We start from the raw sequence: 25946 nt of genomic DNA on the forward strand, positions 1-25946 counted from the left end.
TACCCGCTCACCCCTCGGAGTTCACCAGGCTGTACGCGGCGCGGGACAGGTACTCCCACAGCATCCCGGCGGCCTGCGGATGGAGGTCGAGCGACTCCACCGCGGCGCGCATGTGGGTGAGCCAGGCGTCGCGCTCGCGCTCGCCGATCGTGAAGGGGTGGTGGCGCATCCGCAGCCGCGGGTGGCCGCGCTGCTCGTTGTAAGTGGTCGGCCCGCCCCAGTACTGCATGAGGAACAGGGCGAGGCGCTCCTCGGCGGGGCCGAGGTCCTCCTCGGGGTACATCGGGCGCAGCACCGGATCCTCGGCCACGCCCTCGTAGAACTTGTGGACGAGCCGGCGGAAGGTGTCCTCGCCGCCGACCGCCTCATAGAACGTCACCTGCTGCTCGCTCATCGGCTCCAGCCTATGGCACCAGTGAACCCAGTGCGATGCCCGCTTCGTCGAACGCCTTCTTGACCCGCACGCGCAGTTCGCGGGCGACCTCGGCCTGCCGGTTGGGCACGGTCTTGATCGTGACCCGGACGACCATGGCGTCGTTGGTGAGCGCCTGGACGCCCCAGACGGACGGCTTCTCCAGGACGAAGGCCTTCCAGTCCTCGTCGTCGGCGAGTTGCTCGGCGGCCTTCTGGATCAGGTCGCGGACCTCGTCGATGTCCTGGTCGGGCGCGACGGGCAGGTCGAGCAGGGCGCGGCCCCAGTTCTGGGACTCGTTGCCGAGCCGGGTGATCTCTCCGTTGCGGACGTACCAGACGACGCCGTTGACGTCCCGGAGCCGGGTGATCCGCAGGGAGACGGACTCGACGGTGCCCTTGGCCGTCCCGGTGTCGACGACGTCGCCGACCCCGTACTGGTCCTCGAGGAGCATGAACAGGCCGGCGAGGAGGTCCTTGATGGTGTTCTGCGCGCCGAAGCCGACCGCGGCGCCGACGACGGTGGCGCTGGCCAGGATGGGCGTGAGGTTCAGACCCATCTCGCCGAGGACGGTGAACAGCGCGGTTCCGAAGATCACGACGGACGCGATGCTGCGCAGGACCGACCCGAGGGTCTCCATGCGCTGCCTGCGCCGCTCGTGGACGAGGAGCTGGGTGCCCTCCAGCCGTTCGCGGAAGCGGCCGGGCACCGCGCCGTTGGCCATCCGCCCGGTGATCCGGGTGATCAGCCGGTGCACGAAGTGGCGGATGATCAGGGCGACGGAGAAGGCGAGGAACGCCCAGATGAGCGCGGTGACGATCCCGTCGAGCCAGGTGTGGAAGAACAGGGTGAGGTCTTCGCCGTGCGAGACGTTCCAGACCGTTCGGCAGGCGACGCTGGGTTTGGCGTCGCAGACGTCGTCGGGCATCGGCTGGTCTTTGAAGAACAGAGGAGGACCCTCCCCCCGGGATCGGCCTGCGGCACCGCCGTGGACGTGCGGCTTCGGACTTTACCGATCGTAGGGGACAGATTGGATCGGACCGTACCGAGCCACCGGGTGAGGCGGCCGGCCCCGCGGGGAGGGCCATTTTCGGCGGTTCGTCGGCGCTCCCCCCTCCGGAAGGCCGATGACCACCTGGGACGATTCACAACAATCGGGGCGAACAACTGCTGTGAATCGATAGGGCTTTTCCATGGTGCGGACGGATTCCGCGGGGCGTTTCCGGGCCACCGCGCCTGGCTCCCGGGCTTCCCCGCGGAACCCGTCCGGGCTTATCGGGTGCTGTGCGGCTCCAGCACGCGGGCGAGTTTGCGGGCTGCCGCGCCCGGGTCGTCGACCCGGTGCAGGCGCTCGCCCCAGCTCCACCAGAACCAAGGCTCCGGGGAGCCCGGCGCCGGCGCGCACGTGACGTTCTCGGTGAGGCTCGCGGCGTCCGGGTTGACGACGCGGAGGAACGCCGGTCCGGAGCGCGTCCTGACGACCCGGGCCATCAGGCCCCGTTCGGCGAGTTCGCCGACGAGCCCCTCCAGATGGCCGATCCGCTCGTCTCCCGTCACCCGCGCACCTCCTCGACGACTCAGGCACCTTCGGCCTCGATGCGAGAATTGCAACACGGCGACCGGCGGTCAAGGCGATCTACTCGCGGGTTCGACAGGGTTTGCCCCACCCCCGTAGGAGGATCTTTCTACTCCGGATGAGGATTGGGTCTTTCTGGAATCGGTGTTACTCCCGTTGCGCGGAGCAATCTCCCGAGGTGGGTTGGCCGTTCAAGGTGTCCGTCTTACCCTGCGTAGGGATATCAATTCCGAAACTGACCGAGAAAGCCGGTCGCCAGCGCTCGGGGGCGTGCACAGTAGTGACGAAGCACACAACCGGCGAGAGGTGAGGAGGCCGGCGCGGATGACGGAACCCCCCCGTAAGGAAGCCGACCGGGCACGCTGGATTCGCGCGCAAGGTCTGGCGCGCGGCCTCGCCGTCGCACAGATAGCGGCGGAGATCGCCGAGCAGTGCGGCCCGCTCTTCAGTACGAGCCGGATCAAAGCCCACCGCTTGGCCGGAGGGGTGGCTCTGTCGGATGTGGTGGCCCAGATGCGGGCTCTGTACGAACTGGACGGCAAGCCTCCGCCGAAGATCGGCGAGACCCTGCTCTCCGCGTACGAGAGTGGTTACAAAAGGCCTGGACCGGAGTATCTGCACTATCTCTGCCTGGTCTACCGCGTCGAGCCCGGCGATCTCGGTTACCCGAACCCCTGCGTTTGCGGGCGGACCCATGACCATCGGCCCGGCGGCGCGCAAGCCGCCGTCCGGGACGACGCGGACGCGCTGATCGGCTCGGTCATCGACCGGGCCTGGCTGGCCCGCCGGCATTCGGGTCAAGGTCTTCCCGGGATCGAGGGACCGGGGTCGTTGGACCTAGGAGAGGAGGACGTCGTGCTTCGCCGGACGCTACTTCAGCTGCTGGCCGGATCATCAGGCGTGGCCCTGGACGGCCAGTTCCTCGGGGCGGTCGACCAGCTCCGCAGGAAGATGGACGACACCCTCGTGAACGCCACGGTGTCGCCGACCATGCTCGACCAGTGGGAGGAGACGATCCTCGGGTACGGCCAGTCGTACCAGTCGACTCCCTCGCTGCGCATGCTCTGCGACGTCCTGCTGGACTTCAGCGAGGTCCGCAGGCTGTGCGACCAGCGCCAGCCGATCGAGCTCCAGGAGCGGCTGTGCCGGATCGCGGCGCAGCTCTCGGGGATCTCCGGGCTGATCATGATCAACCTCGGTGACCACAGGCTCGCCCGCTCGTTCTTCCGGACCGCCCGCACCGCCGCCGACGAGACCGGGGACCGGGGCCTGCGCGCCTGGGTCACGGTCCGGGAGTCCCTGCTGCCGCTGTACTACGGCGACCCCAGGGAGGCCCTGCACCTGGCCCGCAAGGCCCAGGACCTGGCCGGGCGGACCCCGAACGTCGCCGCCGCGATGGCTCCGGCCGTCGAGGCGCGGGCGCTCGGGCAGCTCGCGCTGCGCGGCCGCTCGGACGCCGCCCCGACGGCCCGGCGCGCCCTCGTGCGCGGCAGGGCCGTCTTCGACCAGCTCAGCAAGTCCCAGACGAACGACCTGGTGTTCGGCTTCACCGACCGCCAGATGTCGTTCTACGAGGGCGACACCTACACCAACCTCGGCGACCACGCCAAGGGCGAGGCGACGCTCCGCGACGCCCTCACCCTCTACTCGCCGACCGAGATCATCGACCGGACCCTCGTCAAGCTGGACCGCGCGCACTGCGCGATCCACGCGGGCGACGCCGACGCCGCGGCGGTAAGGGCCAAAGAGGCGATCACCGACCTGGACCCCGAGCACAGGTCCGACATCCTCATGCACCGGGCCCGCCAGCTCGCCACGGCGGCCCAGCAGCAGTTCGGGGACTACCCGCTGCTCCGCGACCTGCGCGAGACGCTGGCGACGGTGCAGTCCGTGCAGAGTCCGATGAACCCGGGGGAGACGCCTCCCTCGGAGCAGGTCTAGCCCGGCCGTGGTGGCCATCGGGAGCGGCGCCAGGACACTCCTCCGGCGCCCAGCCACCATGCCCGAGTGGACGTTCGGGGACCTGTCGATCCGCCGGTACACGGCGGCCGACAACCCCGCGGTGCTCTCGCTGCACCGCGAAGGGCTGGCCCGCATAGGGCTGCGCCCGGGAGACGGCGTCTACTACGAGACCGATCTGCACGACCTCGAAACCATCTACCTGGCCGACGGAACGGGCGGCGACTTCCTCGTCGGCGTCGATCCGGACGGCGTTCCCGTCGCCATGGGCGGCCTGCGCAGGGTGGACCGCCACACCGGTGAGATGGTCCGGCTGCGGGTCCGCAACGACCTGCACCGCCTCGGCTACGGGGCGGCGATGATCCAGGCCCTGGAGGCCCGCGCCCTGGAACTCGGCTACGTCCGCCTCATCGGCGACACCACCGAACTCCAGGGTCCGGCGCTGGAGCTGTACCGCTCCTTCGGCTGGGTGGAGCAGCGCCGCGAGATGATCAACGGCATCGTGAACATCTACGGCGAGAAGAAGATCAAGTGAGGCCGCCGTCCGGGCGGGGGCGCGCCCCCGCCCGGACGGCGCGCGTCACAGCGCCAGGCCCGTCTGGTGGGCCATGAAGGACATGGTGTCCACGGAGAGGTCCACGCTCCGGGAGACCGAGCGGGCGCCGTGGCCGACCTCGGCTTCGTTGCGCAGCAGGATCGGGCCGCCCTTGCCCGAGGTCGACGCCGCGTGCTGGAGGGCGGCGGCCATCTTGCGCGCGTGCAGCGGGTCGACGCGGCTGTCGCTCTCGAAGACGGTGAACAGGGTCGCCGGGTAGGCGGTGTCCTCGTCGACGTGGTGGTAGGGCGAGTAGCCGATCAGCCAGCCGAACTCCTCGGGGACCTCGGCGCTGCCGTACTCGACGTTCCAGGTCTGCCCGAGGCCGAACTTCTCGTACCGGATCATGTCGAGCAGCGGGGCCGAGCAGACGACCGCCTTGTACAGGTCGGGCCGCTGGGTGAGGGCGGCGCCGACGAGCAGGCCGCCGTTGGACCCGCCGGAGATCGCGAGCTGCCCGGAGGTGGTCCAGCCGTCGGCGATGAGCCGTTCGGCCGCGGCGTGGAAGTCGTCGAAGACGTTCTGCTTGTTTGCGAGCATGCCCGCCCGGTGCCACTCCTCGCCCTCCTCGGAGCCGCCGCGCAGGTTGGCGATCGCGTAGACGCCGCCGGCCTCCACCCAGGCGAGGATGCCCGCCGAGTAGGCGGGGGTCAGGGAGACGTTGAAGCCTCCGTACCCGTAGAGGATGGTCGGCTTCGGGCCGCCTTCGAGGCTGCCGAGGACGAGCATCCGCACGGTCGTGCCGTCGGCCGAGGTGTAGGCGATCTGCCGGGCCTCGACCTGCGGGACCTCGATCGATCCGGGCGGGGCCGCCCACAGGGTCGTCTCGCCGGTGCGGGCGTCGTAGTGCTGGATGCTCCCGGGCGTGATGTTGTCGGTGTAGCCGAACCACGCCTCGTGGCCGCCCTCGGGGCGCTCGACGATCCCGCCGATGGAGCCCAGGCCCGGCAGCGGGACCTCGCCGATCCGCTCGCCCGTCGCCAGGTCGTGGACGGTGATCTCGCTGACCGCGTGCCGGGTCCAGCCCGCGAGCAGGATCGGCCGGTCCAGCTCGTCGAGGATCGCGAAGTCGCTGAGCACGGCCTCGGGGTCCTCCGGCAGGAGGTCGCTCCAGCGCTCCGCGGCAAGGTCGGCCGGGTCGGCGACGGCCAGGCGGCCGCGCGGGGCACCGAGGTCGGTGAAGACGTAGGCGCGGCCGTCCCTGCCGAACCGGACGCCGGTCTGGGCGTCGACGCCGGTCTGGATCGGCTTGAGCTCCGGGGCCGCCAGATCGCCGGAGGTGAGGTCGGCGTACCAGAGGTCGTTGCGCGGGGCCGTGCCGACCGAGGCGCTGACGGTCAGGTAGTGCCCGTCGCGGCTCACCCCGACGCCGTAGTACTCGGTCTTCTCCCGGCCCTCGCCGAAGATCATGACGTCGGCGGTCTCGGGGTCGGTGCCGAGGCGGTGCAGGTAGACGCGGCGGTGGTACTGGTCCTCGCCTTCGGGGACCTGGTCCTTGGGAAGGCGGCGGACGTAGTAGAAGGACTCGCCGCCGGGCAGCCACGCGACGGCCGAGTAGCGGCACCTGTCGATCGGCCCCTCGACGGTGTCGCCGGTGGCCACGTCCATGATCGACAGCTGGGACTCCTCGTCGCCGCCGACGGAGAGCTGGTAGGCGAGCAGCCTGCCCTCCTTGTCGGGCTGCCAGGCGTCGAGGGTGGTCTTGCCCGAGGCGTCCAGCGCGATCGGGTCGATGAGGGCGCGCTCGGTCCCGTCCGGATCGACGGTGTAGAGCACCGCGAGTTCCTGCTCGGGGGTGCGGCGCATGAAGAAGCGGCGCTCGCCGCGCCACACGGGGGAGGAGACGTTGCCCGCGCCGAGCAGCTCGGTGATGCGGGCGCGCAGGCGGTCCCGGCCGGGAAGACCGTCGACCTCGGCGTGGAAGAGGTCGTCCTGGGCGGCGAGCCAGTCCTTGGTGTCCGTGCCGCTCGGATCCTCCAGCCACCGGTAGGGGTCGGCGACCCGGTGCCCGTGGATCTGCTCGACGATGTCCTGACGCTTTGCCACCGGATAGTCCATGACGATCAGCCTACGACCTGGCAGACCAGGACTGTGGCCCCCCGGATCGGGGCATAAAGGGGTAGCGCGAACCGCTTCCCATTGGTCACACTGTTGACAAGTTGGGGTTGACATCGCCCAGAGGAGGTCCTCGTGGCGGGTGCGACAGATTCGGCCGAGCCAGGGGCCCGGCCGCGGCACGCCTTGACGGGCGTGCCGGCAAGGCCGGGCAGACCGGGAGACAGGCACGGCCGCAGCCGCGAGGCGGGGGTCGGCTGATGAGGCAGGTTCTTCTCCTGAACGCCACGTACGAACCGCTCACCACGCTCCCGCTGCGGCGGGCAGTGTGCCTGGTGCTCCGGGAGAAGGCCGAAGTCGTCCACCACGACTCCTCCGGCTCCTCTGTACGTTCGGCGAACACGTCGATGCAGGTGCCGTCGGTGATCCGGCTGCGCAGGTACGTCCGGATCCCGTTCCGGACCCGGATCCCGCTGACCCGGGCCGCCCTCATGCGGCGCGACAACTACCGGTGCGTCTACTGCGGCAAGAAGGCCGAGACCATCGACCACGTCCACCCCCGCAGCCGCGGCGGCAAGCACGCGTGGGAGAACTGCGTGGCCTCCTGCACCCCGTGCAACCACCGCAAGGCCGACCGGCTCCTGGAGGAGCTCGGCTGGTCGCTCGACATCCCCCCGGCCGTTCCCCGGGGCGCCCACTGGCGCCTCATCGGCCTGATCGGCAACGACGGCGACCCCCAGTGGGCCGCCTACGTCACCGAACCCGCGGCATGAGCGGGGGCCCGGCTCGCCGGGCCCCCGCCTACACTCGGGGCATGCCTCGTTATGACTACCGGTGCCGCTCCTGCGGCGACACGTTCGAGATCTCCCGGCCGATGGCGCAGGCGTCGGATCCCGCCGCCTGCCCCCAGGGCCACGACGACACCGTCAAGCTGCTGTCGACCGTCGCGATGACCGGCGGCGCGGCTGCCCCGGTCCAGCGGCCCTCCGGCGGTGGCGGTGGCGGCTGCTGCGGTGGCGGCTGCTGCGGCTGACGCTTCCGAGGCGGGACGGGCCGCATCCGCAAAAGGTGTCGAATCCCACTGAACACTGTGGTTCGGGCGCCCCGGGGGGCTGCCCCGTAGGCCCCCAGGGGCCGGAGGGGCAGTCCCCGGGATCTCAAGCGCCCGAACCCGCGGCGACGAAGGAGCCGCAGACTACACGTGCCGGGTCAGCTGGCCGATGTCGCGGGCGGCGCCGGTGGAGGCCGAGGTGGCCATGGCGGCGTAGGCCTGGAGGGCCGCGCTGACCTTGCGCTCGCGGTCGACCGGGCGGTAGCCGCCGAGGTCGTGCAGGAGCTTCTCGCGGCGCTCGGCGAGCTCCTCGTAGGAGACGTCGAGCTCAAGGACGCGGCGCGGGATGTCGATGACGATCCGGTCGCCGTTCTGGACCAGGGCGATGACGCCGCCGGCCGCGGCCTCGGGGGAGGCGTGGCCGATCGACAGGCCGCTGGTGCCGCCGGAGAAGCGGCCGTCGGTGATCAGCGCGCAGGCCTTGCCCAGGCCCCGGCCCTTGAGGAAGGACGTCGGGTAGAGCATCTCCTGCATGCCGGGACCGCCGCGCGGGCCCTCGTAGCGGATGACGACGACGTCGCCCTCCTTGATCTTCTTGCCGAGGATGCCCTCGACCGCGTCGTCCTGGGACTCGAAGACGACGGCCGGGCCCTCGAAGGTCCACAGCTCCTCTTCGACGCCCGCGGTCTTCACGATCGCGCCGTCCGGGGCGATGTTGCCGTACAGGACGGCCAGGCCGCCGTCCTTGGTGTAGGCGTTCGGGACCGAGCGGATGCAGCCCTGCGCGTCGTCGGTGTCCAGGGACTCCCAGCGCGTGCTCTGGCTGTAGGCCTCGGTGGTGCGGACCCCGCCGGGCGCGGCGTGGAACAGCTCGACGGCCTCGGGCGTGACGTTCGGCGACTTGAGGTCCCACACGTCGAGGAACTCGCCGAGGGTGGACCCGTGGATCGTCGGGACGTCGCGGTGCAGCAGGCCCGCGCGGTCCAGTTCGCCCAGCAGGCGGGGGATGCCGCCCGCCCGGTGCACGTCCTCGATGTGGTACTTGTTCGTCGCCGGCGCGACCTTGCAGACGCACGGGACGCGCCGGGACAGCTCGTCGATCTCCTTCAGGCCGAAGTCGACCTGGGCCTCGTGCGCGGCGGCCAGCAAGTGCAGGATCGTGTTGGTCGACCCGCCCATGGCGACGTCCAGCGTCATGGCGTTCTCGAACGCGTCGCGCGAGGCGATGGAGCGCGGCAGGACCGAGGCGTCGCCGTCCTCGTAGTACCGGCGGGTGGCCTCCACGATGACCCGGCCGGCGCGCTGGAACAGCTCCTTGCGGGCGGCGTGGGTGGCCAGCGTGGTGCCGTTGCCCGGCAGCGACAGGCCGATCGCCTCGGTGAGGCAGTTCATGGAGTTGGCGGTGAACATGCCCGAGCACGACCCGCAGGTCGGGCAGGCGTTCTCCTCCATCTCGTCCAGCTCTTCCTGGGACACCGATTCGTCCGCGGCGGCGATCATCGGGTCGATGAGGTCGAGCTTGCGGATGGTCTTGGCGGCGCCGTCGACGACGGTGACCTTGCCGGCCTCCATCGGACCGCCGGACACGAAGACCGTGGGGATGTTCAGGCGCAGCGCGGCCAGCAGCATCCCGGGGGTGATCTTGTCGCAGTTCGACAGGGCGACGATCGCGTCGGCCCGGTGCGCCTCCACCATGTACTCGACGGCGTCGGCGATCAGCTCGCGGGACGGCAGCGAGTAGAGCATGCCGTCGTGGCCCATGGCGATGCCGTCGTCGACGGCGATGGTGTTGAACTCGCGCGGAATGCCGCCCGCCTCGCGCACGGCTTCGGCGACGACCTGGGCCACCTCGCGCAGGTGCACGTGGCCGGGGACGAACTGGGTGAAGCTGTTCGCGATCGCGATGATCGGCTTACCGAAGTCCTCGCGGGCGACGCCGGTGGCGCGCAGAAGGGCGCGGGCGCCCGCCATGTTGCGGCCGTGGGTGACTGTGCGTGACCTGAGCGGAGGCATGTCAGGGACTCTCCCAACCGTGGATCAAGAGGTGGGTGGCCCCGGGTAGGGGGCGGCATCGGATTCGGTGCCTGCCAGCCTACTACTCCCGCAAAGGCACCCCGGCTGCTCCGGCGGGGTGCCGTGCGATCACTCGGCGGTCCTGGTCAGTCGTACTTCGACGGGAAGACCCGCTCGGCCGCCTCGCCGATCCGCGCGACGTCCTCGGGCGTGAGCACCTTGGGACGCTTGCGGAGGTACTTCCCTGCCTGGTTCCCGGCGTAGACGTCGACGTTGCGCACCGACATCACGCGCCAGGGGACGGCCGGGCCGTAGATGGCCACCGACGGCTGGACGGGGATGTCCGTCGCCATCGCCTTGCTCAGGAGCCGGGCCGCCTGGTTGGCCTCCCAGCGGGCCTCGTCCAGCCGGTCCTTCATCTCGAAGGGGCCGTGGAAGAGGCGGGTGTGGGAGAGGGTGCGGACCGGCAGGCGCTTGTCCCACGATTCGGAGTCGATCGCGTAGACGCCGGTCGGGCCGATCACCAGGTGGTCGATCTTGCCGTCGCTGACCCCGTCGCCGTCGCGGGGGACGGCCCGCGCGTGCAGCACCCGCCAGCCGTCCTTGGCCAGCGCGCGGAGCTGCCGCTCGGTCCGGCGCTCGGCCGCCGAGACGGGGTAGCCGCGGTCTTCGCCGCCGCCCGCCCGCGCGTTCCGCACGGTGTCGGCGATCATCACCACCACCGCGAGCGTGAGGCCCACGCGGAGGTCGAACACGATCGCGAAGAGGACGCCGACGACGAGCGCGACGCCCACCCGGATCGCCCACAGCCGGGCGAGCGGATGTCTGGTCAGCGCGCGGAGGTCGGGGCGCTTGTCCTCGGGAGGCTGTCCGCGGGCACTGCCGGGATCACCGCGGTCGATGATGGCCATGCTTCAACCCCTTCACCGTTCTCGCCACTGGGCGCGTCATCGGTTTACCTTCCCGCTCCGGGGCGCGGAAATGCTTACCCGGAGGTAACTCGGCCGTCCTCACCCCGCCGGGGCCTCGGCTACTGTGCGGTCCGTGACCGAGATCCATGACCTGACGGCCCGGCGGCAGGCGGCCGCCGTGCGTTCCGGCGAGATCTCCCCGGTGGAGCTCACGGCGCATTATCTCGGGCGCGTGGACCGACTGGATCACCGTGTCGGGGCTTTCGTCACGCACCACCCGGAACATGCCCTTGATCAGGCACGGAAAGCCGAGCGGATCGTCGCCGAGGCGGTCTCCCCGCCGGTCCTGCTGGGGCTTCCGGTCCCGGTCAAGGACCTCCACACCGCCGCGGGACTGCCCACCGGGTACGGGAGCCTGGCCCGGCGCGAGCCTCCCGCGGCCGTCGACGGCCCGGTGGCCGCGCTGCTGCGGGCGGCGGGCGCGGTCGTGCTCGGCAAGACGGGGAGCCCGGAGTTCGGGCTGACCTGCTACACGGACTTCTCCCACGCGGGGGCGGGCGCGCCTCCCACCGTCCGCAACCCCTGGGCGCTCGGCCGGCTGGCCGGCGGGTCCAGCGGGGGAGCGGCGGCGGCCGTCGCGGCGGGGCTCGCGCCGCTGGCGCACGGCAGCGACGGCGGGGGCTCGATCCGCATCCCGGCGAGCGCCTGCGGGCTCGTCGGGATCAAGCCGGGCCGGGGCGTGGTCCCGGTCCCCGCGGACCGGTTCGGGCTCGCGGTGAGCGGGCCGATCGCCCGTGACGTGCGCGACGCCGCGCTCCTGCTGGACGCGCTGGCCGGGCACCCGGGGACCCCGTTCCTGGACGCGGCCGAGCGCCCGACCGGCCGGCTGCGCATCGCCAGGACGGCCCTGCCCGCTTCTCCGGGGACCCCGGTCCACCCCGAGTGCCTGGCCGCCTACGAGACCGCCTCACGGCTGCTGTCCGGCCTCGGCCACGAGATCGTCGAGCTGCCCCCGGTCCGCACCCCGGTCCTCGCCCGCCTCTTCGAGACGGCCTGGACGGCGCTGGCCGCGGCCGAACCCGTCCCGGAGGACCGCGAGCACCTGCTCCAGCCGCTCACCCGCTGGCTGCGCGAGCGAGGACGCCTGCTCGGGCCCGCCGCCCTCGCAGAACTGGGCGCGGCCCTCGCCGCCGAGGCCGACCGCGCGCTGGCGCTGATGGCGCCCTACGACGCCGTGCTCACCCCCGCGCTGGCCGAACTCCCCGCGCCGGTCGGGCACTTCACGTCGGGGACGCCGGAGGAGGACTTCGCCCGGCAGAACGCGCACACCCCGTTCGCGGCGCTGGCCAACATCACCGGCAGCCCCTCGATCGCGCTGCCCCTGCGCTGGACGGACGGCGGCCTGCCCGTCGGCGTCCTGCTGTCGGGACGGCCGGGCGGGGACGCCGCGCTGATCGCCCTCGCCGCCGGCCTGGAGGCCGCGGTCCCGCACCGGCCGCCCTTCCCGTTCGGCTGATCCGTCGGACGGCTGAGCCGCCGGACGGCGGGTCAGGCGTGCAGCAGCCCGATCAGATGGGCCGAGACGTCGGCGAGGAGGGTGTCGGGGGTGATCGGGACGCCCGCGACCGCCGAGAAGACGCGCGGCAGCCCGGGGATGGGGAAGTCGGGGCCCGCGGGCTCCTCGCGGAAGAGCGCGTGCTTGTCCAGCGACCGGCTGGACCGGGCCCAGGCGTCCAGGACCTCCTCCTCCGAGGGCACCCCGAAGCCGTGCCCGACGGGGGCGGCGTGCCGCAGCCGGACGAACGCCCCGTCGGCGTACTCGCGGGCCAGCCGGCACCGGGCGGCCAGCGCCGCCCGCGCGTCGCCGCGGAGGTTCTCGATCACCGAGCAGGGCGTGCGGCATTCGAACGCGCAGACGCTCAGCGCCTTGATGACCGTGGTGTGCTGCCGGTCGAGGTAGTTGCGCCAGCCCTCCGGCGGGTCCCCGGCGACGCGCAGCGATCGCTCGGCCGCCGCGACGAGGCCCCGGGTGTGGGCGCACCTGTCGTTCTCGGCGGCGACGCCGAACCGGCTGCCGGCGATCTTCATGTGGTCGGGCAGCCGCGCCGGGTCGGCCGCGTGGCCGAGGACGGGCTCCCAGGCGAGCACGGGCAGGTACTCGGCCGCGATGTGCGCGGCGGCGACCACCCCGCCCAGCTCGCGCCGCTCCCAGTGCACCGCGATGACCTCGAGCAGCAGCCGGAAACCGGCGTGCATGGACCCCAGCGCCCCCCGGTAGGCCTCCCCGGGCTCCTGCGGGACCCGGACGGCCAGCGCCCGGTCCACCAGCGCGCGGGGCACCGACGGATGGGCCACCCCGAAGTCCTCGGCGTCGAGCTGGAGGAGCTGATGGCCGAATTCCGCGATCCCCTCGATCCGGCGCGGGGCGTGCCCCGACCGGGCCAGGGCGGCAAGGTCGCCGAAGGCGCAGCGCCGCGCCAGTTCCTCCAGAACCGCCAAACGATCAGCCTCCTACCGCGAGGGCCGCCAGGTCGTCAGCGCCGCCACAGCAGGACGAGCGCGCAGTCGTCGTCGTGGGCCTGGGACATAGTCTGGACGATCTCCCGGGCGCCCTTGCGGAACCCCTGGGCGACCAGGCGGTCGGCCGAGCCCAGCAGCTCGTCGATGCCCTGGTCGAGGTCGCGGCCCGGCTGTTCGACCAGGCCGTCGGTGTAGAGCATGAGCGCGTCTCCCGGGCCGAGCCGCCCGGTCTCCGGCTCGCAGTTGAGGTCGGGTACCACGCCCAGCACAACGCCCTTGGCGGTCCCGACGTGCCAGGTTCCGGCACTCGCGTCGAACTTGACCGCCGGCGGGTGCCCCGCGGACTCCACGACGTAGTCCCCGCTGCCGAGGTCGAGCACCACGTGGACCGCGGTGACGAAGCCCTCGTCCCAGTACTGGCGGTGGAGGTAGGAGTTGCAGGCGGCGAGGTACTGGTCCGGGGGGACCGATCCAAGCAGGCCGCCGAACGCGCCGGACAGCATCAGCGCCCGGGTGCCCGCCGCGACGCCCTTGCCCGAGACGTCGACCAGCGCGACCTCGAGGAGATCGCGTTCGCCGTCCTCGGAGCGGTGCCGGCAGGAGACGACGAAGTCGCCGCCGAAGGAGGACCCGCCCGCCTGGGCGAGTTCCACGTTGCTCTCCCACGGGCCGGGCAGCTCGGGGATCTGGCCCTGCCGGTTCAGCCTGTCGCGCAGTTCGATCAGCATGGTCTCACCGCGCAGGCCCTGCACGCCGAGCTGCTGGCGGTTGCGCGACAGGGCGAGCGCCAGGACGGTGGTGAGCCCCACGGTGACGATGATGCCGGGGGAGAACCCCCGGTCGATGATCGCGGTGTCGGCGACGACGACCGCCGCGACGACCACGAGGAGCGCGGTCAGGGCGCGCACCCGCAGCAACAGGCCGCCCGCCAGGACGACCAGGACGAGGGCGCTCGGAGGGAACCACTGCTGGCCGACCCACTTGGTGCCCGCGCACATGCCGAGCGCGACCGCCGAAAGGAAGATCAGGACATACCGCTCACGGATCCGGCCACGCCGCAGCCAGCGGTAGAGCGCGACGAGCACCGGCACACGCCGGAGCTGGGCGCGCGCCGTCGGCGGCAGGAGGTGAACCAGGCGTTGCAGCATGTCGCGGCCACTGTACCGAGCAAAACCGCCCTGTGGCGTCAATCCGCCCGACCCTCACCCGGCGGACAGCGCTCGGCGATTGTTATTGCGAAGCTCTTGCAACAACATTTGGTGCGTTACAAAGTAGGATCTGTTGGTTCTACCAGGGAGGATTCGTCGTGCACGTACCCGATGGCTTCATCAACGCGCCGGTCTCGGCCGCGACGGCGGTCGTGGCCGCAATCGGCGTGGGTGCCGCCTTGCGCGGCGCCCGCCGAGAACTCGACGACGCCACGGCGCCCCTCGCGGGGGTGACCGCCGCCTTCGTCTTCGGCGCCCAGATGCTGAACTTCCCCGTCGCGGCAGGTACGAGCGGCCACCTCCTCGGCGGGGCGCTCGCCGCGATCCTCGTCGGCCCCTACACCGGCGTGCTCGTCGTGGCGGTGGTCCTCGCCGTGCAGGCGCTGCTGTTCGCCGACGGTGGGCTGACCGCGCTCGGGACGAACATCACGGTCATGTCCCTGGTGACCGTCCTCGCGGGCTACGGGGTCTTCAAGGGCGTGCTCGCGGTGCTGCCGAAGAAGAAGTCGAGCGTCCCGGTGGCGACCTTCCTGGGCGCAGCGCTCTCGGTGCCCTTCGCGGCGGTCGTCTTCACCGGCGTCTACGCCATCGGCGGCACCACCGACATCCCGCTCGGCTCCATGCTGACCGCGATGGTCGGGGTCCACCTCCTGATCGGCCTCGGCGAGGCGCTGATCACCACGCTGACCGTCTCCAGCGCCCTGGCCGTCCGGCCCGACCTGGTGTACGGGGCCCGCGGGCTGGCCAAGCCCCTCCGGATCATCCAGGCCGACACCGCCCAGGGAGCCGCCGCATGAGCGCCGTCAGGACCACGTCCCGAGTCGGCGTCAAGGCGTTCGCCGCCGCCGGCCTCCTGATCGCCCTCATCCTCGCAGGGTTCGTCAGCCACTACGCCTCGTCCAGTCCCGACGGCCTGGAGAAGGTCGCCGCGGACAAGGGCTTCGACGCGGGGGCCAAGGACCACCCAGCCGCCGGGTCCCCGCTCGCTGACTACGGAGTCTCCGGAGTGAAGGACGCCCGGCTTTCGGGCGGTCTGTCCGGCGTCATCGGCGTCGGGGTCGTCGTGGTGATCGGCGGCGGCCTCTTCTGGGGGCTGCGCCGCCGCACCGCCGCGGAGGGCCGGGACTGACATGGGAGCGGGGCACGCGCACGGCCTGTACCTGCACCGGGAGTCCCCGGTGCACGCGCTGCCGCCGCACTGCAAGATCGTCGCCACGGTCGGCTTCGTGTTCGCCGTCGCGGCGACCCCGAGGCACGAGGTCTGGGCCTTCGCCCTCTACGCCCTCCTGCTGGCGGCGGTGGCGGCGGTCGCCCGGATCCCGGGCGGCACCATCGCGCGCAGGATGGCGATCGAGGCGCCCTTCGTGGTCTTCGCGCTCTTCCTTCCCTTCGTGGCGCGCGGACCCGAGGTCGAGGTCCTCGGCGTCGGCCTCAGCGTCGACGGGCTCTGGGGCGCCTTCTCGATCCTCGCCAAGGGCACCCTCGGCGTGGTCGCGTCGATCCTGCTGGCCGCCAGCACGGAGCAGCGCGCCCTTCTGCTCGGGGTCGAGCGGCTCGGCCTGCCCCCGCTGCTCGCCCAGATCGCCACGTTCATGTTCCGGTACCTCGACGTCGTCACCGACGAGCTGCGCAGGATGAAGATCGCCCGCGCCGCCCGCGGCTTCGAGGCCCGCGACCTGCGCGACGCCAAGATCATCGCCCGCTCCCTCGGCGCGCTGTTCCTGCGTACCTATGAGCGGGGCGAGCGGGTGCACCTGGCGATGCTGAGCCGCGGCTACGACGGCCGGATGCCCGTCCTGGTCGAGACCGGCGCGACCCGCGGCCAGTGGGCGGCCAGCGCCGTCCTGCCCGCCGCCGCGGCGCTGGTCGCGACTGCTGCTTGGATGGTCGTGTGGACGCTTCACTGAAGGTCGAGGGCCTCGCCTACGCCTACCCCGACGGCACCCAGGCGCTGTTCGGCGTCACCACGTCGATAGCGCGCGGGGAGCGGGTCGCCCTTCTCGGACCGAACGGGGCGGGCAAGACGACGCTCGTGCTGCACCTGAACGGGATCCTGCACGGGGGCGCCGGGACGGTCCGCGTCGGCGGGCTGGAGGTGGACCCGTCGGACAAGAAGGCGCTGAAGGAGATCCGGCGCCGCGTCGGCGTCGTCTTCCAGGACCCCGACGACCAGCTCTTCATGCCCACGGTCCGGGAGGACGTCGCGTTCGGCCCGGCCAACCTGGGCCTGCGCGGGCACGAGCTGGACGAGCGCGTCACCGCGGCGCTGGAGCGGGTCGGGATGGAAGGGTTCGCCGACCGGGCGCCGCAGCACCTCAGCTTCGGCCAGCGCCGCAGGGTCGCGGTCGCGACGGTGCTGGCGATGGAGCCGGAGATCCTCGTGCTGGACGAGCCGTCGTCCAACCTCGACCCCGCCTCCCGCCGGGAGCTCGCCGAGATCCTGCTGTCCCTGGACGTCACCGTCCTCATGGTCACGCACGACCTGCCGTACGCCGCGCAGCTCTGCCCGCGCTCGCTGATCCTCTCCGGCGGGGTGATCGCCGCCGACGGCCCCACCCTCGACCTGCTCTCGGACTCCGAACTGATGGCCGCGCACCGGCTGGAACTCCCCTTCGGCTTCGTCCCCCAGGCCCTCTCTGGCAGGTGACCCCCCGGAACGGCTTCTCCGTCCAGGGGAAAGCGCGTTCCGGTTGCGCGTGGAGTGAGTGATCGGCGACACTTTGAAGTGACAACCGTTTTCATTTCCTCCACAACCAACTCCACCGGGGGCCATCGTGAAGGTAGCTTTCGTCGGCAAGGGCGGTAGCGGCAAGACCACCCTGTCCTCGCTGTTCATCCGTCATCTGCACGCCACAGGGCTGCCCGTCGTGGCCGTCGACGCCGACATCAACCAGCACCTCGGCACCGCCCTGGGCCTCGCCGACGACCGCGTCGCGCCGCCGCTGGGCGACCACCTGCCGGCGCTCAAGGACCACCTGCGCGGCGACAACCCGCGCATCGGCTCGGCCGCGAGCATGGTGAAGACCACCCCGCCCGGCCGGGGCTCGCGCCTGCTCCACCTGTTCGGCAAGGACCCGTTCCACACCGACCTGTCCCTCGACGTCGCCGACGGCCTGAAGCTGCTGGCCACCGGCCCCTTCACCGACGACGACCTCGGCGTGGCCTGCTACCACTCCAAGACCGGCGCGGTGGAGCTGTACCTCAACCACCTCGTCGACGGCCCCGGCGAGTACGTCGTCGTCGACATGACCGCGGGCGCCGACACCTTCGCGTCCGGCCTGTTCACCCGGTTCGACGTGCTGTTCCTCGTCGCCGAACCGACCCGCAAGGGCGTCAGCGTCTACCGCCAGTACACCGACTACGCCCGCGACTACGACGTCACCATCAAGGTCGTCGGCAACAAGGTCCACGACGAGCAGGACGTCGAGTACCTGCGCGAGCACGTCGGCGCCGATCTGCTGACCTGGTTCGGGCACTCCCCGGCCGTCCGCGCGATCGAGCAGGGCCGCGAGGGCGCCCACCTGGAGGAGGCCGGCACCGCCGCGATGGACGTGCTCCGCAAGACCGTCGACGAGCAGGTCAAGGACTGGCCGAAGTACCTGCGCCAGGCCGCGGAGTTCCATGTGAAGAACGCGCGGAGCTGGGCGAACCGGGCGACCGGGGAGGACCTCGCCGCACAGGTGGACCCGGAGTTCGCGTTTCCGGCCTGACCTGCGAGACTTGCGCCATGCGAGTTTTCCTGGGATCCGACCACGCCGGCTTCGAGCTGAAGGAGCACCTGGTCGGCTGGCTGAAGGCAGCGGGCCACGAGGTCGTCGACTGCGGACCCGAGGTCTACGACGCCGTCGACGACTACCCGCCGTTCGTGCTGCGCGCGGCCGAGGGCACGGCCGCCGAGTCGAAGTCCCTGGGCATCGTGCTCGGCGGCTCGGGCAACGGCGAGGCGATCGCGGCCAACAAGGTCAAGGGCATCCGCGCCGCGCTGGTGTGGAGCGAGGACACCGCCACCCTCGCCCGCGAGCACAACGACGCCAACGTCATCAGCATCGGCGCGCGCCAGCACACGCTGGAGGAGGCGACCCGCTTCGTCGAGCTGTTCCTGGCGACCCCGTACTCCGACGAGGCCCGCCACACCCGGCGCATCGACATGCTGAGCGAGTACGAGACCACCGGCCAGCTTCCGCCGCTGCCGTAAGCGCTGCCGTAAGCGCTTCCATAAGACCGTGCACGAGAAGACGCCTCCGTAGCCCTTGGGCACGGAGGCGTCTTGCGTTCTGGCGGGAAGCCCGCGTGCTTTCCGCCGGACTGCTCAGTCGAAGCTCGGCGGGGCCGTGCGGGTGCGCTTCAGCTCGTAGAAGCCCGGCACGGACGCGGCGAGCCGCAGCCCCTCGAAGAGGCGCAGGGCGTCGTCGCCGCGGGGGATCGGGGTGATGACCGGGCCGAAGAACGCGGCGCTGCCCTCGATCGCCACGACCGGGGTGCCGACCTCCTCGCCCACCTTGTCGATCCCGACCTTGTGGGAGGCGCGTACGTCGTCGTCGTGCTCATCGCTGGAAAGGGCCTCCAGCAGGGAGGCGTCCAGCCCGGTGGCGGCGATCGCCTCGGCGACGACCTCCTCGCTGATCCCGCGGCCCTCGTTGTGGATGCGGGTGCCGAGTTCGGTGTACAGCGGGCCGAGTACGTCGGAGCCGTACTTCTTCTCCGCGGCGATCGCGACGCGCACGGGGCCCCAGCCGCGCTGGATCATCTCGCGGTACTGCTCAGGCACGTCCTTGCCCTCGTTCAGCACCGAGAGCGACATCACATGCCAGTTCACCTGCAAAGGCCGCTGCGCGGCGACCTCGTGGATCCAGCGCGACGTGATCCAGGCCCACGGGCACAGCGGGTCGAACCAGAAGTCGACGGTGATCTTCTCGCTCTCCGACAAGGTTTACCTCCGAGTGACGGCATGAGTGTCCGTTAAGCGGAACCGGTCACCAGCTCCGTTGATTCCCCGGCTCAGGGTAGACATGAAAAGATCCGGAGAGAGCACACGCACACACATCGGGAGGGGCACGTGGCAGGCAACCTGACGCGCGACGAGGCGCGGGAACGGGCCCGGACACTGGCCGTCGAGGCGTACGAGGTGGCGTTGGACGTCACCGAGGGCAACGGCGCGGGAGCGGTGTCCACGGGGGAGGAGCGCTTCTCCTCGGTGACCACGGTCCGCTTCACGTCGAGCGAGCCGGGCGGCGACTCGTTCATCGACCTGCACGACGCGGTCGTCACGGAGGCGGTCCTCAACGGGACGTCGCTCGACGTGTCCGCCTACGACGCGGACAAGGGCAGGCTGCCCCTTCCGTCGCTGGCCGCGGCCAACGAGCTGACGGTCAAGGCCGACATCCTGTACTCCCGCACCGGCGAGGGTCTGCACCGCATGGTCGACCCGGTCGACGGAGGGGTGTACCTCTACACCCAGTTCGAGACCGCCGACGCGCACCGGATGTTCGCCTGCTTCGACCAGCCCGACCTGAAGTCGACGTACAAGTTCGACGTCACCGCGCCCGAAGGCTGGCAGGTCGTCTCCGGCACCGCGCCCGAGCAGGACGCCCCCGCCGACGGCAAGGCGGTGTGGCGCTTCCCGGCGACGGAGCGGATGTCCACCTACATCACCGCGCTCATCGCCGGCCCGTACCACGTCGTGCGCGACTCCTACGACGACGGCCGCATCCCGCTCGGCGTCTTCTGCCGCGCCTCGCTCGCCGAGTTCCTCGACGCCGAGGCGATCCTCGACGTCACCAAGCAGGGCTTCGCGTACTTCGAGCGCGTCTTCGACTTCCCGTACCCGTTCGGCAAGTACGACCAGCTCTTCGTGCCGGAGTTCAACGCGGGCGCGATGGAGAACGCGGGCGCCGTCACGTTCCTGGAGGACTACGTCTTCCGGTCGCGCGTCACCGACGCCGCCTACGAGCGCCGCGCCGAGACGATCCTGCACGAGATGGCGCACATGTGGTTCGGCGACCTCGTCACCATGCGCTGGTGGGACGACCTGTGGCTGAACGAGTCGTTCGCGACGTACATGTCGGTGCTGTGCCAGTCCGAGGCGACCCGCTGGAAGAGCGCGTGGACCACGTTCGCGAACGCCGAGAAGGCGTGGGCGTACCGGCAGGACCAGCTTCCGTCGACGCACCCGATCGCGGCCGACATCCCCGACATCCGGGCGGTCGAGGTCAACTTCGACGGCATCACCTACGCCAAGGGCGCCTCGGTGCTCAAGCAGCTCGTCGCCTACGTCGGGCTGGACAACTTCCTGGAGGGCGTCCGCCGGTACTTCCAGCGGCACCAGTGGGGCAACACCGTCCTGGCCGACCTCCTGGACGCCCTGGAGGAGACCTCGGGCCGCGAGCTGACCTCCTGGTCCAAGGAGTGGCTGGAGACGTCCTGGGTGAACACCCTGCGCCCGTCGTACGAGGTGGACTCCGCGGGGGTCTTCACCGAGTTCGCGGTGCTCCAGGAGGCCGTCCCGGACTACCCGACGCTGCGCTCGCACCGCGTCGCGATCGGCCTGTACGACAAGACCGGCGAGGGCCTCGTGCGCCGCAAGCGGGTCGAGCTCGACGTGGTCGGCGCCAAGACCGCGGTGCCTGAGCTCGTCGGCGAGCGCCGCCCCGACCTGGTGCTGGTCAACGACGACGACCTCACCTACGCCAAGATCCGCCTGGACGAGCACTCGCTGAGCACGCTGATCTCCTCGATCGGCGAGATCAAGGACAGCCTGCCGCGCGCGCTGGCCTGGTCGGCGGCCTGGGACATGACCCGCGACGCCGAGCTGGCCACCCGCGACTACGTCAAGCTGCTGCTGTCGGGCATCAGCGGGGTGAGCGACATCTCCGTCGCGCAGACCCTGCTGCGCCAGGCGCGCACCGCGGTCGCCCAGTACGCCGACCCGGGGTGGCGGGAGACGGGCCTCGGTCTCATGGCCGACGCGCTGTACGACCTGGCGAAGGCCGCCGAGCCGGGCTCGGACTTCCAGCTCGCCTACCTGCAGGCGTTCGCCGGTTCGGCGACCTCCGACGAGCACCTCGGCTTCCTCGCGGGCCTGCTCGACGGCTCGGCCGCGCTGGAGGGCCTGAACGTCGACACCGACCTGCGCTGGGGCCTGCTGCGCCGCCTCGTGGTGCGCGGCAAGGCGGGCGAGGCCGAGATCGCCGCCGAGCACCGGCGCGACGCGACGGCCGCGGGCGAGCGGCACGCGGCCGCGCTGCGCGCCGCGATCCCGACCCCGGAGGCCAAGGAGGCCGCCTGGCAGCGGATCCTCAGCGGGAAGCTGCCGAACGCGGTGTTCCGCGCCACGCTGGGAGGGTTCGTCGAGCCGGACCAGGCCGAGTTGCTGCTGCCCTACACGGAGAAGTACTTCGCCGAGGTCGGCCGGGTGTGGAAGGAGTGGAGCAGCGACATGTCCCAGACGTTCGCCGAGGTCGCCTACCCGTTCCTGAACATCACCCAGGAGACCGTCGACCGTACCGAGGCCTACATCGCGGCGGAGAACCCGCCGTCGGCGCTGGTCCGCATGCTGGTCGAGGGCCGTGACGGCGTCGCGCGGGCGCTGCGGGCGCGCGCGAAGGACGCGGCGGCCTCCTAGGGGCCGGCGGCGGCGTCGTCCGCCGCGGGAAAGCACGCGAGGGCCGTCCGGACGGGATCCGGGCGGCCCTTCTCCGTGGGCCGTATAGGCTGGGATGGAAGTTACTAAAGGGACGAAAAACTACTTATCGTTCCCTTGTCACGTACTGGGTGGATGGGGATGGATGGCTGAGCCTGCGCGTGCCGTGCTCTCCCGGGACGCCATCGTCCACGCCGCCATCGAGCTGATCGAGGCGGACGGCGTCGACAGCCTGTCCATGCGCAAGGTGGCCGCCCGCCTGGGCGTCGCGGCCATGTCGCTCTACCACCATGTGCCCAACAAGGCGGCCCTCCTCGACGCCGTCGTGGAGCGCCTGGTCGCCGACCTCGACCTCGCCGACGACCCCGGGGCCGACCCGCGCGAGCGCGCCCGCGGCATGATGCGGGCCTTCCGCGACATCGCCAGGGACCGGCCGCGGACCGCCAACCTCGTCATCACCCGCACCTTCGAGTCGCCCGCGACGCTGCGCCTGTTCGAGCACGCCATGGAGGTCGCCCGCGCCGCGGGGTTCTCCGGGGGCAGGGCGGCCCGGATCGCGTCGGTGTTCCTGTCGTACGTCGTCGGCTCGCTGCTGCGCGAAGGGCGGTTCGCCCGGGACGCCAGGGCGGGCGACCCGTTCATGCGCGGAGCCGACGGCATCGACCCCGAGCGGTACCCCAACGTCACCGGGCTGCTCGCCGAAGGTCACGCCTACGATCCCGACGCCGAGTTCGAGGTGGGCCTGGAGATGCTGCTCCGCGGCCTGCCCGAGCCCTAGCGAGCCGGGCCTACCCCGCCCGGCCGGGCCTACTTGCCCGGGCCGAAGAGCGTCTGCGCGACGTCGGCGACTTCCCGGGCGGAGCCCGCTCCGTCGCGGGCGCGGGCGCGGATCCACAGCGGGACGCGCCAGGGCCGCATCAGCACGACGCCGCCGGCCGTCATGCGGGAGTCGCCCGCCCGTCCGCCGTGCACGGCCACGACCACCGACGCCTTGACGGGCACGCCCATCTCCTGGGAGACGGCCTCGGACACGTCGCGGGCCAGCGCCTCCCAGGCAGCGACGATCTTGGGCTGGGAGTCCTTGCCGAAGAAGAGCCTGCCCTTCACGGCGGCCAGGTCGATGTCGGGCGGGTGGACGAGGTTCTGCACCAGCCAGAGGCGGCCGGGAGAGGCCACGATGTGGGCGACCGTCCCGTGGCCGGGGACGGCTCTTCGGTGCAGCACGGCGAACTCGCCGCGTCCTGCCAGCTCCAGCAGGCGCAGGGCGCGCGCGGTGTCCGCCGAGCCGTCTTCGCCGTGCCGCCAGACCCTCGACGCGGCACGCGTGCGGAAGTAGCGGACGGCGTCGTAGGCGAGGAACCCGACGGTGAAGGCGAGGGCCCAGTAGACGGCAAGGCCGCCCACGAAGAGGCCGACGACGTAGCCGGCGACGAACGCGACCACGGAACCCCGGATACGGGTGCGTCTCCGCTTGGCGGAATCGGCGCTCCAGAGCTGTTCGTACACCTGTTGGCGAGAACCACCGACAAGGGCGGGGTTCTCCTTTTGGTAGATGTTGTTGCCGAACACACCCCTATGGTGACTTGTTAACCTTCAAATGCAATATATCCGGTTGGTAACCGAAGGTAGTCGTATCCCCCTCGGTATCCAGACTGTTGACACATTTCCCCAGCATGTGGTCGTGTTTGCTCTTTAGGTAGATCGTTAGCCATGGGGGTATGTGTGAGGAAACTTGCCGTTGTGGCGCTGGCCGCGACGCTCGTCACCGGGCCGCTCGCCGGGGGAGCGCAGGCCGCCCCGTCCGAGACGCCGAATCTCGCGCTCGGCAGCAAGGGCACCGCGGTGAAGGAGCTCCAGAAGCGCCTCAAGCAGCTCAAGTACGACCCGGGCGCGGCCGACGGGAAGTTCGGCGGCACCACCCGCGCCGCCGTCTGGGCGTTCCAGAAGGTGAACGGCCTGGACACGACGTCGTCCGGCAAGGTCGGCAAGAAGACGTGGAAGGCCCTGGACGACCCGAAGCTCCCGCCCGTTCTCACCGCGAAGAAGAAGCGGGAGAAGAACCGGGTCGAGGTCGACGTCAAGCGCCAGCTCGTCACCGTCTACAAGAACGGGAAGATCGCGCTGATCAGCCACACCTCGACGGGCAGCGGCCGCTACGAGGACGGCGCCGTCTCGACGACCCCGCGCGGCTACTTCCGCGTCGAGCGCAAGATCAAGGGCGTCCGCCACGCGGCCCTGGGAACCCTCTACAACCCCATCTACTTCTACCGCGGCTACGCCCTGCACGGCTCACCGAACGTCCCCCTGTACCCGGACTCCCACGGCTGCGCCCGCATCCCCTTCGGCACCGACCTGAAGCTCTTCGACCTGATCCCCATCGGCTGGCAGGTCCGCGTCAAATAACCGCCCCCGAGCCCCAGGCCCGAGCCGCTTCCCCAGCACCCGGGCCAAGAGGTGAACCCTCCCGAATCTTCCCGCTCGGGCGCCCCTGGGCTGCCCCGTAGGCCCCCCGGGGCCGTAGGGGCGGCTCAGGGATCTCAAGCGCCCGAGCGCGTCGCGGCGGAGCCGCGACCAAAAAAAATGCCGGTGCCCGCGTGCGAGTACCTCCCACCCCTGGGGCTCTTGCACGCGGGTCACCGATCCGCCGCGCGTCCCGGGTGCACTCACCGTCGTCCGTCGAGGAGGAGCCGACGACGGTCATCGCTTCCGGTCCTGCGCGGCCCCGATCTCTCGGAGCTGACTTCAGCTTAGGAGCCGAGATCGCACGGGAGGCTACGCCCCGGTGACGTGTTTGTTTCGTGCCAACGAATCCGGTTCGCCCTGTCTCACCGTCTCCAGGAGGCGGCACGGGAACGGCGTGATGACGATTCGGCCGAGATGCCCGATACCGACCCGCGGATCGGGCACGCTTGGACGGCACGAGTGACGGCGCGACAGAACGGACGCAGGTGCAGGACACATTGCCCGGCGGCATACACCCGCTGGCGTTGGAAGACCCCAAGTCCGTTGGCGGCTACCCCCTGCTCGGCCGGATCGGCTCCGGCGGCATGGGCACCGTCTATCTCGCGGAGGGGGCGGACGGCGCGCGCGTCGCCGTCAAGACCATCCATCCGAGGCTCGCCGAGGACGCGGTGTTCCGCGCGCGCTTCGCCGACGAGGCCGCGCTGGCCGGCCGGGTCGCCTCCTTCTGCACGGCGGCGATCGTGGCGCACGGCGAGGACACCGCCCTGCATCCGAAGGGGCTGCCCTACATCATCAGCGAGTACATCGGCGGGGTGCCGCTCGCGCGGAGGGTGAACGAGAGCGGCCCGCTGCCCGTGTCGGACCTGCACGGGGTGGCGGTGGGGACGGCGACGGCGCTCGCGGCGATCCACGAGGCGGGGCTGGTGCACCGCGATCTCAAGCCGTCGAACGTGGTGCTGACGCTGTCGGGGCCGCGGGTGATCGACTTCGGCATCGCCCGCGCGCTGGATGCGTCGACGAGCCTGACCTCGACCGGGACTGTGCTCGGCACTCCGGGCTGGATGGCTCCGGAGGTGCTCGTCGGGGGGACGGCGACCCCGGCGGCGGACGTGTTCGCCTGGGGCCTGCTCATGGCGTACGCGGGCACGGGCCGGCCGGCGTTCGGAGAGGGACAGGCGCTGGACGTGGCCCGCAGGGTCGTCCAGGAGGAGCCCGATCTCGACGGTCTCGAGGAGGGGCAGCTCAAGGATCTGGTCAGGGCGGCGCTCGCCAAGAAGCCCGCGGACCGGCCGACGGCGCCGGAGCTGATGATGCGGCTCGTCGGCCGCGAGGAGGCGGCCCAGGCTCCCGAGCCGATGGTCGAGGGCCGTCCGGGCCGTCCGCTGCTGGTGCTGGCGATCATGGCGGCGATCGCGATGCTGGCGCTCGGGGTGGTCGCGGCGCTGTCGTGGGGGCCGGTGCCCGAGGGCTCGACGCGGGCGGAGGTGCCGCCGGCGCAGGCCCCGTCCGCAGGCGTGACAAGGACGGATGCGGAGTGATCTGCA

Annotated in this window: 25 protein-coding genes; 15 read left to right on the forward strand and 10 right to left on the reverse strand. The window is 71.3% G+C overall.

The window, feature by feature from the left end; genetic code table 11:
• Positions 1 to 7: 7 nt before the first annotated feature.
• From ACYVOM_RS19195 to ACYVOM_RS19205, 3 genes are all read right to left on the reverse strand, one after another.
• The gene (locus tag ACYVOM_RS19195; RefSeq protein ID WP_460304782.1) at positions 8 to 394 is read right to left on the reverse strand and encodes a globin; all 387 of its coding nucleotides are present in this window, start codon (positions 392 to 394) and stop codon (positions 8 to 10) included.
• Between the two features lie 10 nt (positions 395 to 404).
• Positions 405 to 1340, reverse strand: coding sequence for a mechanosensitive ion channel family protein (locus ACYVOM_RS19200; protein WP_460304783.1), 936 nt, complete (start codon positions 1338 to 1340; stop codon positions 405 to 407).
• 344 nt (positions 1341 to 1684) lie between these two features.
• Positions 1685 to 1969 (reverse strand): hypothetical protein, encoded by a 285-nt coding sequence (locus ACYVOM_RS19205; protein WP_460304784.1) that lies wholly within the window; start codon positions 1967 to 1969, stop codon positions 1685 to 1687.
• Between the two features lie 343 nt (positions 1970 to 2312).
• Between ACYVOM_RS19205 and ACYVOM_RS19210 the strand changes: the two genes are divergently transcribed.
• Both ACYVOM_RS19210 and ACYVOM_RS19215 read left to right on the forward strand, forming a co-directional pair.
• Entirely contained in the window at positions 2313 to 3929 is a 1617-nt protein-coding gene (locus ACYVOM_RS19210; RefSeq protein ID WP_460304785.1) for an XRE family transcriptional regulator, read from the forward strand.
• A gap of 58 nt (positions 3930 to 3987) precedes the next feature.
• Positions 3988 to 4482 carry a GNAT family N-acetyltransferase gene (locus ACYVOM_RS19215; protein ID WP_460304786.1) on the forward strand — a complete coding sequence of 165 codons (495 nt, stop codon included), beginning with the start codon at positions 3988 to 3990 and terminating at the stop codon, positions 4480 to 4482.
• A 45-nt stretch (positions 4483 to 4527) separates the two neighbouring features.
• Here the strand turns inward: ACYVOM_RS19215 and ACYVOM_RS19220 are convergent, their stop codons facing one another.
• Complete coding sequence (locus ACYVOM_RS19220) at positions 4528 to 6600, reverse strand: prolyl oligopeptidase family serine peptidase (protein ID WP_460304787.1); 2073 nt, start codon at positions 6598 to 6600, stop codon at positions 4528 to 4530.
• A gap of 257 nt (positions 6601 to 6857) precedes the next feature.
• Here ACYVOM_RS19220 and ACYVOM_RS19225 point away from each other — a divergent pair, with 257 nt between their 5' ends.
• Both ACYVOM_RS19225 and ACYVOM_RS19230 read left to right on the forward strand, forming a co-directional pair.
• Positions 6858 to 7370, forward strand: coding sequence for an HNH endonuclease (locus ACYVOM_RS19225; RefSeq protein ID WP_460304788.1), 513 nt, complete (start codon positions 6858 to 6860; stop codon positions 7368 to 7370).
• A gap of 41 nt (positions 7371 to 7411) precedes the next feature.
• On the forward strand, positions 7412 to 7630 hold the full coding sequence (locus ACYVOM_RS19230) for an FmdB family zinc ribbon protein (protein WP_460304789.1): 219 nt from the start codon (positions 7412 to 7414) through the stop codon (positions 7628 to 7630).
• Between the two features lie 162 nt (positions 7631 to 7792).
• On the opposite strand, the gene ilvD is transcribed toward ACYVOM_RS19230, so the two are convergent.
• Both ilvD and ACYVOM_RS19240 read right to left on the reverse strand, forming a co-directional pair.
• Positions 7793 to 9661 (reverse strand): dihydroxy-acid dehydratase, encoded by a 1869-nt coding sequence (ilvD, locus tag ACYVOM_RS19235; protein ID WP_460304790.1) that lies wholly within the window; start codon positions 9659 to 9661, stop codon positions 7793 to 7795.
• Positions 9662 to 9807: 146 nt separating this feature from the next.
• A complete protein-coding gene (locus ACYVOM_RS19240; protein WP_460304791.1) occupies positions 9808 to 10572 on the reverse strand; it encodes a nuclease-related domain-containing protein in 765 nt (254 codons plus the stop codon).
• Positions 10573 to 10705: 133 nt separating this feature from the next.
• Here ACYVOM_RS19240 and ACYVOM_RS19245 point away from each other — a divergent pair, with 133 nt between their 5' ends.
• A complete protein-coding gene (locus tag ACYVOM_RS19245; protein ID WP_460304792.1) occupies positions 10706 to 12088 on the forward strand; it encodes an amidase in 1383 nt (460 codons plus the stop codon).
• Between the two features lie 32 nt (positions 12089 to 12120).
• On the opposite strand, the gene ACYVOM_RS19250 is transcribed toward ACYVOM_RS19245, so the two are convergent.
• Positions 12121 to 13071 carry a hypothetical protein gene (locus ACYVOM_RS19250; protein WP_460304793.1) on the reverse strand — a complete coding sequence of 317 codons (951 nt, stop codon included), beginning with the start codon at positions 13069 to 13071 and terminating at the stop codon, positions 12121 to 12123.
• 35 nt (positions 13072 to 13106) lie between these two features.
• The gene (locus ACYVOM_RS19255; RefSeq protein WP_460304794.1) at positions 13107 to 14240 is read right to left on the reverse strand and encodes a PP2C family protein-serine/threonine phosphatase; all 1134 of its coding nucleotides are present in this window, start codon (positions 14238 to 14240) and stop codon (positions 13107 to 13109) included.
• A 158-nt stretch (positions 14241 to 14398) separates the two neighbouring features.
• On the opposite strand from ACYVOM_RS19255, the gene ACYVOM_RS19260 reads away from it, so the two are divergent.
• The 6 genes from ACYVOM_RS19260 (at position 14399) to ACYVOM_RS19285 (ending at position 18495) form a co-directional block, all read left to right on the forward strand.
• The gene (locus ACYVOM_RS19260) at positions 14399 to 15097 is read left to right on the forward strand and encodes an energy-coupling factor ABC transporter permease (RefSeq protein ID WP_460304795.1); all 699 of its coding nucleotides are present in this window, start codon (positions 14399 to 14401) and stop codon (positions 15095 to 15097) included.
• Positions 15094 to 15429: a PDGLE domain-containing protein gene (locus ACYVOM_RS19265; protein ID WP_460304796.1), complete on the forward strand. Its 336-nt coding sequence runs from the start codon at positions 15094 to 15096 to the stop codon at positions 15427 to 15429. The genes ACYVOM_RS19260 and ACYVOM_RS19265 overlap by 4 nt, the downstream gene beginning before the upstream one ends.
• Position 15430: 1 nt before the next feature.
• Positions 15431 to 16207: a cobalt ECF transporter T component CbiQ gene (gene cbiQ / locus ACYVOM_RS19270; RefSeq protein WP_460304797.1), complete on the forward strand. Its 777-nt coding sequence runs from the start codon at positions 15431 to 15433 to the stop codon at positions 16205 to 16207.
• Complete coding sequence (locus ACYVOM_RS19275; protein ID WP_460304798.1) at positions 16192 to 16947, forward strand: energy-coupling factor ABC transporter ATP-binding protein; 756 nt, start codon at positions 16192 to 16194, stop codon at positions 16945 to 16947. Before cbiQ ends, ACYVOM_RS19275 begins: the two co-directional genes overlap by 16 nt.
• 127 nt (positions 16948 to 17074) lie before the next feature.
• A complete protein-coding gene (locus tag ACYVOM_RS19280; RefSeq protein ID WP_460304799.1) occupies positions 17075 to 18010 on the forward strand; it encodes an ATP-binding protein in 936 nt (311 codons plus the stop codon).
• A gap of 17 nt (positions 18011 to 18027) precedes the next feature.
• Complete coding sequence (locus ACYVOM_RS19285) at positions 18028 to 18495, forward strand: ribose-5-phosphate isomerase (RefSeq protein ID WP_460304800.1); 468 nt, start codon at positions 18028 to 18030, stop codon at positions 18493 to 18495.
• A 114-nt stretch (positions 18496 to 18609) separates the two neighbouring features.
• Here the strand turns inward: ACYVOM_RS19285 and ACYVOM_RS19290 are convergent, their stop codons facing one another.
• A complete protein-coding gene (locus tag ACYVOM_RS19290) occupies positions 18610 to 19227 on the reverse strand; it encodes a DsbA family oxidoreductase (RefSeq protein ID WP_460304801.1) in 618 nt (205 codons plus the stop codon).
• A 129-nt stretch (positions 19228 to 19356) separates the two neighbouring features.
• On the opposite strand from ACYVOM_RS19290, the gene pepN reads away from it, so the two are divergent.
• Positions 19357 to 21921: an aminopeptidase N gene (gene pepN, locus ACYVOM_RS19295; RefSeq protein WP_460304802.1), complete on the forward strand. Its 2565-nt coding sequence runs from the start codon at positions 19357 to 19359 to the stop codon at positions 21919 to 21921.
• 163 nt (positions 21922 to 22084) lie between these two features.
• Entirely contained in the window at positions 22085 to 22717 is a 633-nt protein-coding gene (locus tag ACYVOM_RS19300; protein ID WP_460304803.1) for a TetR/AcrR family transcriptional regulator, read from the forward strand.
• Positions 22718 to 22746: 29 nt separating this feature from the next.
• Here the strand turns inward: ACYVOM_RS19300 and ACYVOM_RS19305 are convergent, their stop codons facing one another.
• Positions 22747 to 23382: a hypothetical protein gene (locus ACYVOM_RS19305; RefSeq protein WP_460304804.1), complete on the reverse strand. Its 636-nt coding sequence runs from the start codon at positions 23380 to 23382 to the stop codon at positions 22747 to 22749.
• Positions 23383 to 23661: 279 nt separating this feature from the next.
• Between ACYVOM_RS19305 and ACYVOM_RS19310 the strand changes: the two genes are divergently transcribed.
• Together ACYVOM_RS19310 and ACYVOM_RS19315 are read left to right on the forward strand one after the other, a co-directional pair.
• Complete coding sequence (locus tag ACYVOM_RS19310) at positions 23662 to 24342, forward strand: L,D-transpeptidase family protein (RefSeq protein WP_460304805.1); 681 nt, start codon at positions 23662 to 23664, stop codon at positions 24340 to 24342.
• A gap of 584 nt (positions 24343 to 24926) precedes the next feature.
• Positions 24927 to 25940, forward strand: coding sequence for a serine/threonine-protein kinase (locus ACYVOM_RS19315; protein ID WP_460304806.1), 1014 nt, complete (start codon positions 24927 to 24929; stop codon positions 25938 to 25940).
• Positions 25941 to 25946 lie beyond the last annotated feature (6 nt).

This window comes from Actinocorallia aurea (assembly GCF_054783995.1).

Excerpts from the sequence above, each read along its gene's own strand:
- ACYVOM_RS19255 (WP_460304794.1), bottom strand. The coding sequence starts at position 14,240 with ATGCTGCAACGCCTGGTTCACCTCCTGCCGCCGACGGCGCGCGCCCAG.
- ACYVOM_RS19230 (WP_460304789.1), top strand. The coding sequence starts at position 7,412 with ATGCCTCGTTATGACTACCGGTGCCGCTCCTGCGGCGACACGTTCGAG.
- ACYVOM_RS19265 (WP_460304796.1), top strand. The coding sequence starts at position 15,094 with ATGAGCGCCGTCAGGACCACGTCCCGAGTCGGCGTCAAGGCGTTCGCC.
- ACYVOM_RS19215 (WP_460304786.1), top strand. The coding sequence starts at position 3,988 with ATGCCCGAGTGGACGTTCGGGGACCTGTCGATCCGCCGGTACACGGCG.
- cbiQ (WP_460304797.1), top strand. The coding sequence starts at position 15,431 with ATGGGAGCGGGGCACGCGCACGGCCTGTACCTGCACCGGGAGTCCCCG.
- ACYVOM_RS19225 (WP_460304788.1), top strand. The coding sequence starts at position 6,858 with ATGAGGCAGGTTCTTCTCCTGAACGCCACGTACGAACCGCTCACCACG.
- ACYVOM_RS19200 (WP_460304783.1), bottom strand. The coding sequence starts at position 1,340 with ATGCCCGACGACGTCTGCGACGCCAAACCCAGCGTCGCCTGCCGAACG.
- ACYVOM_RS19210 (WP_460304785.1), top strand. The coding sequence starts at position 2,313 with ATGACGGAACCCCCCCGTAAGGAAGCCGACCGGGCACGCTGGATTCGC.
- ACYVOM_RS19195 (WP_460304782.1), bottom strand. The coding sequence starts at position 394 with ATGAGCGAGCAGCAGGTGACGTTCTATGAGGCGGTCGGCGGCGAGGAC.
- ACYVOM_RS19220 (WP_460304787.1), bottom strand. The coding sequence starts at position 6,600 with ATGGACTATCCGGTGGCAAAGCGTCAGGACATCGTCGAGCAGATCCAC.
- ACYVOM_RS19285 (WP_460304800.1), top strand. The coding sequence starts at position 18,028 with ATGCGAGTTTTCCTGGGATCCGACCACGCCGGCTTCGAGCTGAAGGAG.
- ACYVOM_RS19300 (WP_460304803.1), top strand. The coding sequence starts at position 22,085 with ATGGCTGAGCCTGCGCGTGCCGTGCTCTCCCGGGACGCCATCGTCCAC.
- ilvD (WP_460304790.1), bottom strand. The coding sequence starts at position 9,661 with ATGCCTCCGCTCAGGTCACGCACAGTCACCCACGGCCGCAACATGGCG.
- ACYVOM_RS19240 (WP_460304791.1), bottom strand. The coding sequence starts at position 10,572 with ATGGCCATCATCGACCGCGGTGATCCCGGCAGTGCCCGCGGACAGCCT.